General features: G+C 76.6%; 3 protein-coding genes. All 3 read right to left on the reverse strand.

All coding sequences use genetic code 11. The annotated features are described in order from the left end of the window. Positions 1-16: 16 nt before the first annotated feature. Genes OG361_RS19995 through OG361_RS20005 form a run of 3 tightly spaced genes read right to left on the reverse strand, consistent with a single transcriptional unit; the run spans position 17 to position 13,868 of the window. Positions 17-4,684, reverse strand: a complete 4,668-nt coding sequence (locus tag OG361_RS19995; protein ID WP_405855418.1) for an amino acid adenylation domain-containing protein — start codon at positions 4,682-4,684, stop codon at positions 17-19. Further along, complete coding sequence (locus OG361_RS20000) at positions 4,681-7,647, reverse strand: type I polyketide synthase (RefSeq protein WP_405855420.1); 2,967 nt, start codon at positions 7,645-7,647, stop codon at positions 4,681-4,683. The genes OG361_RS19995 and OG361_RS20000 overlap by 4 nt, the downstream gene beginning before the upstream one ends. Then, positions 7,644-13,868: an amino acid adenylation domain-containing protein gene (locus OG361_RS20005; protein ID WP_405855422.1), complete on the reverse strand. Its 6,225-nt coding sequence runs from the start codon at positions 13,866-13,868 to the stop codon at positions 7,644-7,646. Before OG361_RS20005 ends, OG361_RS20000 begins: the two co-directional genes overlap by 4 nt. Positions 13,869-13,884: the final 16 nt, after the last annotated feature.

Genomic DNA, 13,884 nt, shown 5'->3' on the forward strand with positions numbered 1-13,884 from the left:
AAAGTGGTGTCTGGTTTCAGGGGGCCCAGCGGCCGAGGGACTCGGCGAGCTCGGTCATGGCGTCGCGCAGAGCGATGAGATCGAACAGCCGTACGTCTCCGGAGAGCAGCAGGCTCCTGGCGCCGTCCGGCCCGGGCTCCACGTGGAGCACCAGGTCGAGGTCGGACCAGTGCTCGGGCACCGCGTGGCCGGGGCCGGAGCCGGGTGCCGCGTGGCCGGGGCCGGAGCCGGGTGCCGCGTCGCCCGGGCCGGGGCCGGGAGTCGGCGCGGGCGCCGTCTCCGGGACGCCGTCGTAGTCGTGCGTCAGCAGGGCCGCCGCGCAGACCGGCGGACGCAGCGCCGGGTCGACCGGGTCCACGAGCTCGGCGATCCGCTCCAGCGGCAGGTCGGACCGGCCGAGTGCGGTGAGCAGGGCCCGGTGGGCGTCCTTCGGGTCGCCCCCGGCAGCCAGGACCACCGGGAGCATGTCCACCGCCCGGCCGACCAGGCCGGCCTCGGCGGTGCCGGACCGGTGCCCGACCGGCGTGCCCACGGCCACCGTGTCCGCCCCGGCGATCCGGGCGACCAGACCGCCGAGGGCGGCCAGGAAGGGGGCGGCCGGGGCCACCCCGAGCTCGGTGCCGCGGGCCCGCAGCCGGGCGTCGAGCTCGGCGGGCAGGGTCCAGCGGATCCCGCGGTTGCGGAACCCGCGGCCGTGCTCCCGCAGCTGGGCGAAGGGGTCGTGGGGCAGCGGGGCCAGGGTGTGCGTCCAGTACCGCTCCAGCTCCTCGCGGTCGCGGGCCCGGCGACGGGCGCGCTCCCGGAGGTGCTGCCGGTAGCTGGGCGCCCGCCCGGCCGGTTCCCGCCCGGCGAGCAGCAGGGACAGCTCCTCGGCGAGCACTCCCGCCGAGGGGCCGTCGGCCCGGTTCCGGGCCAGGAGCAGCAGCAGCCGTGTCGTCCCGGCGGCCCCGCGCAGCAGGACGGCCTGCAGACCGGGGTGGCCGTGGGGCAGCCGGCGCTCGATCAGCCCGGCCGGCCAGTCGAGCAGTTCGGGCTCGGCCGGCAGGGCCTCCGTCACGCAGGGCTGCCAGCCGTCGGGGGTGGTCGCACCGGGCAGCGGCCGGAGCGCGTCGTGGCGTTCGACGAGCCGGCGGACGGCGTCCGCCACCCGCTCGGGCCCGGGATCGGCCGGGAGGTCGAGCAGGACCGGGACCGGCGGGGCCGGGTGGCCGAGCAGCCGCTCCAGCGCCAGCACCTGCCGCTGCTCGGGCCCGGGCTCCCCGTCGTCCGTGAGCGCCCCCTCGTCCGTGAGCGCCCCGTCGCCCGTGAGCGCCCCGTCGCCCGTGAGCGCTTCGGGCTCACCGGCGTCCGGCGCGTCCGGGGCGGCCGCGCGCCGGTTGCCGAGCGCCGCGGCCAGGTCGCCCGCGCGCGGGTTGCCTAGTACGAGGCGGACCGGGACCTCGGTGCCGAGCCTCGTGGTCAGCTCGGCGGCGATCCTGGCCGCGCCGAGCGAGGCCCCGCCCAGGTCGTAGAGGTCGTCGTCGGGGGCGGCTGAAGGAAGTTCCAGTACGGCGGTGAAGGCGTCCAGGACCGCGGCGAGCACCGGGTCGTCCGCCCGGGCGCCGTCCGGCCGACCTGCGGGGCGGCTGCCGGCCAGCTCCGTGAGCCGGCGCCGGTCGGCCTTGCCGTTGGCGGTGGTCGGCAGCACGGGCAGGATGCGCAGCTCGGCCGGGACCATGTACGCGGGCAGAGTGCCGGCGAGCCGCTCCCGTACGTCCTGCGGGCTCAGGTCCGGTTCGCCGGCGAGGAAGCCGACCAGCCGGTGGAAGCGCTCGCCCACCACCACGACCGCGGCCTCCCGTACACCGGGCACCGCGAGCAGCGCCCGGTCCACCTCCTCCAGCTCCACCCGGTGACCGCGGATCTTCACCTGGTTGTCGGCGCGGCCGAGGAACTGAAGGGTGCCGTCCGGGTTCCAGCGGGCCCGGTCCCCCGTGCGGTACATCCGGGCGCCGGGCGGGCCCGCCGGCTCCGGCAGGAAGCGGGCGGCGGTCTCGGCGGGACGCCCCGCGTAGCCCCGGGCCACGCCGAGCCCGCCGATGTACAGCTCGCCGGGCACGCCGACCGGGACACGCCGCAGCGCGGAGTCGAGGACGTGCAGCCGGACGCCGCCGATGGGCCGGCCGATCGGCACGGTGCCCTCGGCCGCCGGCCCCTCGTCGTACCGGTGGGAGGTGGCGTCGATACAGGTCTCGGAGGGCCCGTACTGGTTGAACAGGGTTCCGGAGCCCAGCCTGGCGTAGCGCTCGGCCTGCGCGGCCGGCAGCGGCTCGCCGCCGCAGAACACCACCCGGGCGGGCAGCCGGCGCAGATCCTCGTCGTCCAGCGCCGCGAGGAGGGAGGGGACCAGGTCGACCACGGTGGCGCCGTGGGTCAGCGCCAGGTCCACCACCGCACCAGGGGTGGCGTCCGGGTCCGCGTCGGGGAAGACCACGCCCGCACCGGCCGCCAGCGGGCCGAAGCACTGCCAGAACGCCGGGTCGAAGGCCAGCGGGATGGTCTGGAGGACACGGTCCCGCCCGTCCAGGCCGATGGCGGCCCGCCGCCAGGCGAGCTCGTTGGCCAGCGCTCCCTGCGGCACGGTCACGCACTTGGGCGTCCCGGTCGTGCCCGAGGTGAACACCGCGTAGGCGAGATCGGCCGGGCGGAGCGCGGCCGGGTGAAGGACGGTCTGCGGCACGGACCGGCCCTCGCGGGTGAGTTCCTCGACGGCGAGTTCGGCCACGCCGGGCAGCTCCACGGCGAGGGCGTCGGCGCGCCGTACCAGGAAGGCCGCCCCCGCGCCGGTCAGAAGGCTGCGCAGCCGGTCCCGCGGGTCCTTCACGTTCAGGGGGACGGTCCAGCCGCCGAGGTGCCAGACCGCGAGGGTGACCGCCAGGTAGTCGGTGGACCTCGGGAGGCAGACCGCCACCGCACCGCCGCGCCGCACCCCGGCCTCGTACAGACCGGCGGCGAAGGACTCCACCCGGTCGGCGAGCTCGCGGTAGCCGAGCCGGGTCCGGTCCGCGTCGGCGGCGGCGAAGGCCTCCGGGGTCCGCTCCACCCAGTGGCGGAACGCCTCGTAGGGCAGGCCGAAGGCCGGTGCGGCCGCCGCCTCGGCCGAGGCGGCGAGCAGGCTCCGCTCCTCGTCGTCCAGCAGGTCCGCGGCGGCCAGCGGCGCGGCCGGATCGGCCAGCAGCGTGTCCAGGCACCGGAGGTACGCGCCGCTCAACCGGTCCAGGCCGGCACCGCTGTAGCGGCCGGGGGCGGCCGTCAGGACGCCCGAAAGGCCGCCGGGACGCTCCACCAGCTGGACGGTGAGCTCGTTCTGGCTGCCCTGGACCCGGATCGGCAGGGTCTCCACGGTGAGCCCGCCGGGCACCTCCAGGCAGCCGCCCTCCCCGGTGAGGACGAACATCGCGGCGGGCGCCGCGAGCGCCGGGCCGTCGAGCGGCACCACGGCCTGTCCGGAGCCTTCGAGGAGCGCCTCCGTCGCCTGGCGCACCAGATCGGTGAAGCTCTGCGCCGGGTGGACCCCCAGCACCAGCGGCAGCGTGGCGACGAAGGCACCGACCGCGCCGTCCCACCGCGCCTCGGCCCGGTTGGCCGCGGGCACCCCGATCGGGACGGCGCGGGCCCCCGTGGCCAGGTGCCAGGTCGCCGCGAAGCCGGCGAGCCAGACGGCGTGCGGCGTCGCCCCGGCCCGCCGGGCCAGCTCGGCGACCCGCTCGCCGAGGCCGGCGGGCGGCTCGAAGGCCGACACCCGGTCGGCGCCACCGTGCTGCGGCCCGCCCGCGAACGGGAGTTCCGGCAGGTCCGTCAGGGCGTCGTGGTGGTCCGCCCAGTACGCGGCGTTCCGGGCGAGCCGGTCACGGCCGGCGGCGGAGTGCTCCCACCGGGCGTAGTCGAGGTGCTGCGCGGCCGGCGCGGCGGGCAGGGCGGGGGCGCCCGGCGCCCCGTACGCCTCGAAGAGCTCCCGGATCAGGACCTCCAGGGACCAGCCGTCGCAGAACGCGTGATGCAGCGTCAGGACCAGGACCAGGGCGTCCGGGCCGGTGCGCAGCAGCACCGCACGCAGGTGCGGCGGCCGCAGCAGCGAGAAGGAGCGCGCGGCCTCGTCCTTCAGGGCCCGGTCGAGCGCGGCCTCGCCGCCGTCGAGCGACCGCTCCTCCAGCGGGATCCGCGCGGGCAGGTCGAAGCGCTGCCGGGGTGCCCCGTCCTCCTGGACGATCCGGGCGCGCAGCGCCAGGTGGCGTACGGCGAGCAGGTCGAGGCACGCCTGGAGGCGTCCGGTGTCCAGCGGGCCCTCGATGCGCAGGGCCAGCGGCACGGTGAAGGCGGCCGAGGGGCCGTGGGCCTGCTCGGCGAGCCACAGGCGGTACTGGGTGTCGGAGAGCGGGTGGCTTCCGGCCGGGTCTGCCTGGGCCGAGGTCGAGGTCGAGGTCGAGGTCAGAGCCTGAGCCGGGGCCGAGGCCAGGGCCTGAGCCGGGGCCGAGGTCTGAGCCGGGGCCGAGGCCAGGACCGGGGCCGAGGCCAGGGCCTGAGCCGAGGCCAGGGCCTGGGCGGTGTCCTGCTCCGGGAGCGGGGCGGACCTGCGGCCGGCCAGCCGGCGGCTGAGTTCGGCCCGCTGATCAGGGGTCAGTCGGGCGAGACGTGCGGTGTTCACAGGGCCCCCTCGGCCTCGGCTACCAGCTGCTGGATCAACAGGTCCTCGACCAGCGCGACATGACCGTCGACCGTCCGGGCGGCAAGGAGCTCGCGCACCGGCACGTCCACCCCGAACACCTGGCTCATCCGGCGTGCGAGGCGGGTCACGGTCAGCGAGTCGCCGCCGAGTTCGAAGAAGTCCGCCCCGTCCCGTATCCCGTCGAGTCCCAGCGCCTCGCACCACAGCTCGCAGACCAGCTCCACCGGACCGCGCGCCTCCTCCGGCCCGGTCGCGGACGACTGCTCCGGGACCGGGTCGGCGTACGAGACGGTGGCCGCCTGGCCGGCCGCGGCGGTGACACGCCGTACGGGCAGGGGCCAGCGCGGCCCCTCGAAGGGGTAGGTCGGCAGGTGGCGGGCCCGGCCCCGGCCGGCGAGCCGCTCCACGGCCACCGGCTGGCCCGTGGTCCACAGGCGGCCGAGCGCGGCGGACACCGATGCGGCCGCGCCCTCGGCGGACACCGCCGGGCAGAGCGGCACGGCATCCAGACCGGCGGCCTCGGCGAGCGCGGACAGCACCCGTCCCGGGCCGACCTCCACCGCGAGCGCGCCCGGGAACGCGGCCGCCAGCGTGGTGAGCCCGTCGGCGAAGCGGACCGGCCGGCGCAGCTGCTCCGCGAACCGGTCGGCCGTCACGACCGCGCCGGCCGGGACGAGCACCCCATCGGTGTTGCCCGCCCACGGCACCTCGGCGGGCGCGGGCCGGATCCCGGCCAGCACCTCCCGCAGCCCGGCGGCGGCCGGGTCCATCAGCGCCGAGTGGAAGGCGTGGCTCGTACGCAGCCGACGGCTGCGGTACCGGCCGTCCAGCTTCGCCGCGAAGGCGTCGATCTCCACGACGGGCCCGGTGAGGACCGTGTCCACGGCGGTGTTGACGGCCGCGATCTCCAGGCCCGCGCCGGACTCGGCGAGCAGCTGCTCGGCCTCCTCGACCGAGCAGGTCACGGCGAGCATCGCGCCCGGATCGCACTCCTGCATCAGCCGGCCCCGGTGCTCCACGAGCCGGGCCGCGGTCGGCAGATCGAGGGAACCGGCCAGGCAGGCCGCGGTCAGTTCGCCGAGGCTGTGCCCGATCAGCGCCGAGGGCCGCAGGCCGAGCCCGATGAGGGCGGTGGCCGCCGCGTACTCCACGGCGAACAGGGCAGGCTGGGCGAGCCGGGTGGCCTCCAGCCGCTCGGCGGGGAAGGCCTCGTCGTACAGCGCGTCGCCCAACTCGGCGGCGAGCGAGGTCCCGAAGGCCCGCAGGCAGCTCTCCAGGGCCTCGGCGCAGCCCGGCAGCGCCCGGGCGACGGGCAGCGCCATGCCCGGCTTCTGGGTGCCCTGGCCGGGCAGGAGGAAGACCAGCGGAGCCGGTACGCGCTCGGCGGCCACCGCCTCCGGGGCCGCCGCGCGCAGCCCGGCGGAGAGTTCGGCGGCGGTCGAGGCGACGACCGTGCAGCGGTACGGGAGCACCGCCCGCCGGGCGAGGGTACGGGCCACGTCGGCGACCGTCTCGGGGGCGGCGTCCAGGTGGTCCGCGAGCCGGGCCCTCGCTCGGCGCAGCGCGGCCGGGTCGGCGGCCGACAGCACGACCAACCGGTCCTCGCCGGACGTCCCGTCGGCCCGGGCGGCGGCCGGTGCCGCCGCTGGCGGCTGCTCCACCAGCACATGGGCGTTGGTGCCGCCGATACCGAAGGAGCTCACGGCCGCCCGGCGGGGCTCGGGGCCGCGCCAGGGGCCGGCCGCCGTCGGCAGGGCCAGCGGTGAACCGTCCTGATCGAGCAGCGGGTTGGGGCCCGTGAAGCTCGTGAGCGGGGGTACGGTTCCCCGGCCGACCACCAGGAGGGCCTTCACCAGACCCGCGAGGCCGGCGGCGGCGTCGAGGTGGCCGATGTTCCCCTTGACCGCGCCCACCTGGATCTGGCCCGGGGCGGCCCCGAGTTCGCCCAGTACGGCCGAGGCCGCGGACCACTCGATCGGGTCGCCGACAGGGGTCCCGGTGCCGTGCGTCTCCAGGTATCCGAGGGAGGAGACGTCGACGTCGGCGGCCGCGAAGGCCTCCCGGATCACACGCTCCTGGCCCGCCGCCGCCGGCGCGGAGAAGCCGGGTTTGCCCGCTCCGTCGTTGTTGACGGCCGAGCCGAGCAGTACGCCGTGCATCGGGGCACCCTCGTCGGCGGCGTCCTGGAAGCGGCGCAGCACGATGCCGACCACGCCCGAACCGCCGACCGCGCCGTCGGAGCCCGCGTCGAAGGGACGGCAGACGCCGGAGCCGGAGAGGATGCCGCCGGGGATGTGGAGGTGGCCGGCCTGCGGCGCGTTGGCGGAGGCGGCGACCACGAGCGCCTGGTCGCACTCGCCGTTGTTCAGCGCCTGCATGGCGAGGTGCACGGCGACCAGCGAGGACGAACAGGCCGTCAGAACGGCCATCGCGGGGCCGGTGAGACCGAGCTTGTAGGCGATCCTGGTGGCCAGGAAGTCCCGCTCGTTGGCGACGATCGCCTCGTCGAACTCGGGGTCGTCGAGCTCGCCGCCGGCCAGCAGCGTCCGTAGGTGTTCGCTGCTGCTGGCGGCCGCGTACACGCCGGTCCGCCGGGTGTCCGGCTCGCGCAGCCGGTGCCCGGCGTCCTCGAGGGCGGACCAGGCGCACTCCAGCATCAGGCGCTGCTGCGGGTCGAGCAGCCGGGCCTCCCGGGGGCTGACCCCGAAGAACTCGTGGTCGAAGCGGTCGGCGTCGGCGAGCCGGCCGTGTACCGGCACGTAGGCCGGGTCGTCGGCGAGCTCGGCCGGGACTCCGGCCTGCTCCAGCTCCTCCGGGGTGAGCCGGTGGAACAGGGGGCGGCCCTGCTCGATCGCCTCCCAGAGCCGGGCCACGTCCGGGGCGCCCGGGAATCGGCCGGCCATCCCGGTGACGGCGATGTCCAGCGAACGGTCGCGGCTCATCGGTTTCCTTCCTGGGCTTCTCGGGGCGCCTCGGGCCGGGCTCGGCGCAGGCGCAGCTGCCGGGAGGCGTCCCGACGGGAGAGGGTGGGGGGTTGGGCGGGGGGTTGAGTGGGGCTCTCGGCAGCGGGCCCGGCGGGCTCCCCGGGCTCCCCGAGGGGCGCCGGGCGCAGCCGGGCCGCCATGTCGGCGACGGTGCTGTGCCGGAAGAGGTCGAGGATCGGCACCCGGACACCCGTGCGCCGGTGCAGCGCCTCCTGGAGCAGCGGCATCAGGAGCGAATGGCCGCCCACGTCGAAGAAGTTGACGTCCACGGGCACGTCCGCGACGCCCAGCACCTCGCACCAGGCCGCGACCACCTCGGCGTGTTCCGGGCGCACCCGAGCGCCGGGAGCGGCCACGGGTACGCGGCGGTCCGCCTCCTCCGCGAGCCGCTTGCGGTCGACCTTGCCGTTGGTGGTGAGCGGCAGCCGCTCGATCACGTGCACCGCACCGGGGACCATCACGGCGGGAAGCCGGTCGACGGCCTCCTGGCGGACCCCGGCCGGGTCGGCGCCGCCCGTGACGAAGGCGGCGAGCCTGCCCTGGCCGTGGGCGACGACCGCGGCCTCGCGGACCCCGGGGGCCTCGCGCAGCACGGTCTCGATCTCACCCGGCTGGATCCGGTGACCGCGGATCTTGAGCTGGTCGTCGGCCCGGCCGAGGAAGGCCAGGCCGCCGTACCCGGTCAGGCGGACGCGGTCACCGGTCCGGTACATCCGCGCACCGGGCCGCCCGGCGAAGGGGTCCGGCAGGAAGACCGCGGCGGTGTCGGCGGGCCGGCCGAGGTAGCCGCGGGCCACGCCGGGCCCGCCGACGTACAGCTCGCCCGGGACGCCCGGCGGCACCGGCCGGAGCGTGTGGTCGAGCACGTAGAGGGAGTAGCCCGGCACGGGACCGCCGATGTCGATCGCTCCCGGTGCCCGGTAGCGGCGGTAGCTGGACCAGACGGTGGCCTCGGTCGGTCCGTACTCGTTGACCAACTCCACCCCGGGGAGCAGCTCGAAGTGGAGGTCCATGACCTGCTCCGGAAGCGGCTCGCCGGCCACCACGGCCCGGCGCAGCGAGCGCAGCGCGGCGGAGCCGGCCCGCCGGGCCTCGCCCAGCACCACCCCGTGCAGCGAGGGCACGCACAGCAGGTCGGTGACGGCGTGACGCTCGATCAGGCCGAGCAGCCGGCCGGGGTCGCGGACGTCGTCCGGCCCGGCGACGACCAGCCGCCCGCCGGCCGTGAGGGTGCCCCAGATCCCGGCCACGGAGGAGTCGAAGGCCAGCGGGGAGAGCAGCAGGAACACCGGCTCGCCCGGGTAGACCGCGCGCCGGGCGGCGGTCGAGGCCGCGAGGCCGCCGTGCTCGACGACGACGCCCTTGGGCCGGCCCGTACTGCCCGAGGTGAAGATCATGTAGGCGGCGTCCCGCTCCCCGCGGGACGGGAGGGCCGGGGTGACGGCCGGCTCCGGGAGGGCGGTCACGTCCAGTGCGACGAGCCCCAGGGCCCGGCCACGGGCCACCGTCCCGGCCGTGCCGAGCAGCACCGTGGCGCCGCAGTCCGCCAGCGCCTGCGTCAGCCGGGCGTCCGGGTGGTCCACGTCGAGCGGGACGGCGACCGCGCCGGCCAGATGGGCCCCGAGCAGGGCCGTGATCATGGCCGCCGAGCGCGGGGCGACGACGGCCACCCGGTCGCCCGGGGCGACTCCCGCCTCGGCGAGGGCGGCCACCGCGGCCAGTGCGCCCGAGCGCAGCCGGCCGTAGCTCAGCCGCTCCTCGCCGCAGACCACGGCCTCGCGGTCCGGGTCCGCGTCGGCGATCCGCTCGAACAGCCGGCCGACCTGGATGTACGCCTCCGGCTCCGCCGCGGGGCGGTGGAGTACCGCGCCGTCTTCGAGGGGCACGCGCGCCGGGGCGTCCGGTTCGGTCGCGAGCAGGACCAGGGTGTCGCGCAACGCGGCGGCCAGCCGGGCGGCCTGGGCTTCGCTGTACCGGCTGTGGCGGAAGGCGATCTCGACCTCCGCGCCCGTCCCGCTCTCGCCGCTCTCCCGCAGCACGATTTCCAGGTCGTACTTGGCCACCTCGGCCGGGATGTCGACCGGCCGCACGCCGAGCCCGGCCGGGGCCGCGGCCCGGGCGGTCGGCTCGTAGTCGACGAGCGCCTGGAAGAGCGGGGTCCGGCCGGGCTCGGCGCGCAGGCCGAGCTCCCGGATCAGCTCGTCGAAGGGCGTGTCACGGTGGGCGTGGGAACGCAGCAGCGCCTGGTGGGCCCGGCCGAGCAACTGACCGCCCGACAGCTCGGGGTGGACCCGCAGCCGGACCGGCACCGGGTTCACGAACAGCCCCACCACGTCGTCGAAGCCGGGCAGCCGGACGTCCATGGTGGTGCCGACCACGACATCGCCTGCGGCGCCGTGGCGGTCCGCCGTCAGGGCGAAGGCGGAGAGGGCGAGGACCAGCGGGGTGGTGCGGTGGGTGCGCGCCGTCTCCAGCGCTCGCGCCCAGTCGGCCGGGGCGACGGCCGCCCGCACCGAGCCGACCTGCTCCCCGTGCCCCGAGTCGGCCGGCAGCCCCGTACCGCCGGGCCCGCCCAGGTCGATCGCGGGCGCCGCCACCGCCTCCGCCAGCTCGGCCGACCAGAACGCCCGTGCGCTCTCGGTCCGTTCGGGCGTCCGGACCGGAGCCTCGTGGTAGCCACGCCGGGGCGCCGCCACCGGTCGGCCGTCCAGACGGGCGTAGAGCTGGTCGGTGATCAGCTCCACCGAGCGCCGGTCGAGGACGAGGTGGTGTCCCGTAAGGAGGAGGACGTGCTCGTCCGGGCGGTCGGAGAGGGAGATCAGTTCAAGGGCGGCCAGCGGCTCGCCGAAGATGTCGAAGACCTGCCGGGCCGCCGCGCGGAGCTCCGCTTCGAGCTCGGCCTCGGGCAGCGTCCGGGTGCGGAGCGCGAACTCCTCGGCCGGCCAGGCCGCCCGGCCGGGTTCGCCCGCGTCGTCCAGCACCCGCAGCCGCAGCTCTCCGTGGTTCTCGACGGCCTCCCGCCATGCCTCCGCGAGCCGGTCCCGGTCCAGCGCGCCGCACAGCCGCACGGCCCAGTAGACGGTGAACTCGGAGCTCTTCGGGTCCAGCAGGTGCATCAGCCACAGCCGCCGCTGGGCGGGGGAGAGACCGTCGGCGGGAACATCGCCATCCGCCGCACCCGTGGAGATCTCCAGCTGGTGCCGCAGTCCGCGCAGGGTCGGCTCGGCGAAGAACGCCGCGAGGTCGATCTCCGCCTGGTACGCCTGGTTGACCCCGGCCACAAGGCGGGCGGCGTCCAGCGAGCTGCCGCCGCAGGCGAAGAAGTCCTCGTCGTCCGAGCCCGCCGCCGCGCCCGCCGCCTCCTGCCACAGCCGCGCCACGTCGTCCTGCGCGGGTTCGGCTCCGGGGCCCGTCGGGGACGGTCCGGGCAGGACCCGTTCGTCGAGCTTGCCGCCGGCAGACAGCGGGAACGCGTCGAGGACCAGGATGTGGGCCGGTACGGCCGCGGGGGCCAGCCTGCGGGCGCAGGCCGCGCGCAGCACGGCCGTGTCGAGGGGCCGGCCGTCCCGCTCGGGCAGCACGTAGGCGAGCAGCCCGTTGGCGGTGCCGGGCGCCCGGCGCGCCACGTACGCGTCCCGTACTCCGGGCTGGTCGCGCAGCACGTTCTCGACCTCCACCGGGTCGACCCGCTGGCCGCGGACCTTCAACTGGTGGTCGGCGCGCTCCAGATAGACGAGGCAGCCGTCCTCCTCCATCCGCACCCGGTCGCCGGTGCGGTACATCCGCGCACCCGGCACGGTGGAGTACGGGTCCGGCAGGAAGCGGTCGGCGGTGAGTCCCGGCGAGCCGAGGTAGCCCCGGGCCAGCTGCGGGCCGGCCACGTACAGCTCGCCGGCCACACCGGTCGGCACCGGCAGCAGGTCGGGCCCGAGGACGTACGCCGAGACGCCGTCCAGCGGCCGGCCGATGCCCGGGGTGTCCCGGTCGCCGAAGGCGCCGGCCGTGACACAGATGGTGGCCTCGGTCGGCCCGTAGGCGTTGACCCCCTCGACGCCGAGGTCCCGCAGCAGCTGCCAGGTCGGCTCGTCCAGGGCCTCGCCGCCGAGCAGCAGACCGAGCCTCCCGCGCCGCAGCACGTCCTCGAAGCCGAAGTTCCGCATGGCACCGAACATCGAGGGTGTGAGACCCAGGAAGCGGAGGTCGTGCTTCTCGACCCAGTCCACGAGGGTCTGCGGATTGCGGTACGTGTCCTCGTCCGCGACCACCAGGCAGGAGCCGGTGAAGAGGTGCAGGAACTGGAGGTAGAACAGGTCGAAGGAGACCGAGCTCACCAGGCCGTGCCGGGCCGCCCCACGACCTGCCGGGGACACCTCGGCGAAGGCCGCGTACGAGGCGTGGTCGATCATCACGCCCTTGGGGAGACCGGTGGTGCCGGAGGTGTGGATGACGTAGGCGAGCCGTCCGGCCTCGGGCTCGGGCGCACGGAACCCGTCCGCGCCGAGGGTGGTCGTCTCCCGCCCGGCGGGCAGGTCGAGGACGCGGACCGTACCCGTGCCGTGCTCCCGCAGGGAGGGGCTGCGCAGCACGACCCGGGCTCCGGTGTCGGCGAGGGTGTACGCGATCCGGTCCTCGGGGTGGAGGGGATCGAGAAGCACCGTGCAGCCGCCCGCCCGCCACACGGCGAGGACGGCGGCGACCAGGGCCACCCCGCGCTCCGCGAGGATGCCGACCGTGTCGCCGGGCGCCACTCCGTCTGCGGCCAGCCGGGCGGCGAGCCCGTCCGCCGCGGCGTCCAGTTCGGCGAAGCTGGTGTCCCCGGCCGGGCAGCTGACGGCCGTACGGTCCGGATGCTCGCGGACGAGCTCGGCGAACCGTTCCATCACCAGCGGTACGGGGCCGGGCGCCGGTGCGGCGCGCAGCACCGTGGCGGACTCGACCGCGTGCAGTGGCCCGGAGCCCAGGAGCGGGGCGCCCGGGTCGCCGGCCAGCCGCAGCAAGGTCGCGCGGTAGTCGGCGAGCAGCCGGGCGCCCGCCTCCGCCGTGGTGCCGCCGGCCAGTCGGCGGGTCAGCGCCAGCTCGCCGCCGTCCGGGCGCAGATAGAGGTCGAACTCCAGGTCGTTGCGTACCGTCCCCGAGCCGTCCTCGGACAGCGCCCGCACGTCGACACCCGCGAGGCCGGGCGCGGGCAGCGGGCCGTGCGCCTGGAAGGCGACGGTGACCCCGGGCTCGACCGGGCTGAACAGGTCGGCCGCCTCCCGGATCGGCTCGGCGAGGTGCCCCAGCGCCCCGGCCATGGTCCGGCGGACGGCGGCGACCAGGGCCGCGCCCGTGTCACCGGCCGCCCAGCGCTGGCGCATCGGCACCACCCGGGCCAGGCAGCCGACCGCCTCCGCCGTGTCGGGCGTGCGGCCCGCGAAGGGCGTGGCGACCATGACGTCACGGCGGCTGCCGTGCGCGGCGAGGGTGCCGTACAGCGCGGCCAGGCCGAGCACGTGCGGGGTGGCCCGCAGGCTCCGGGCGGCCGTCCGGAGCAGCTCGGTCTCCGCCCCGGTCAGCGGCAGCACGAGGGTCTCGGCCTCGGGGGTGCGCGCCCCGGGTGTACGCGGCAGTGACCCCAGCCACTCGGCCTCGGCCAGCTGCTCCGTCCAGTAGCCCGTCGACGCGGCGGGAGCGGACGCGGGACGGTCCGCGGCCGCCGGCGGCAGGGCGGGGCCACCCGCCGTCCGGCAGGCGTAGGCCGTCGCGATCTCCGCGAGGAGGATCTCCAGGGACAGCCCGTCGCAGGCGACATGGTGGATCAGGAGGGAGAACAGGTACCGCCCCGGAGCCCGTCGCAGCAGCCCGGCCCGTACGGGGCACTCGGCCGCGAGGTCGAAGCGGTGGGCGCCCTGTTCGGCGCGCCAGACGGTCTCGTCCGGCGCTCCTTCGTCGGCCGACCAGACCGGTACGGCCTCCCCCGCCGACCAGGAGGGGCCGTCGGCGCCCTCGTGCAGCCGCCGGCCGAAGACCCGGTGGCGGCCGACCACTTCGGCCACCGCCGCCCGCAGCGCCTCCTCGTCCAGGCTGCCGTCGATCTCCCAGACGCGGTGGATGTTGTACGCCTCCGGGTGCCGGCGGCTCGCCAGCCAGATCCCGAACTCGGAGGAGGTCAGTTCCTCATGACGTGTGGTCTGCCGCATGGTCACGCCTCTGCCG

The sequence above is a fragment of the Streptomyces sp. NBC_00090 genome (assembly GCF_045160815.1).
Lineage (GTDB): Bacteria > Actinomycetota > Actinomycetes > Streptomycetales > Streptomycetaceae > Streptomyces.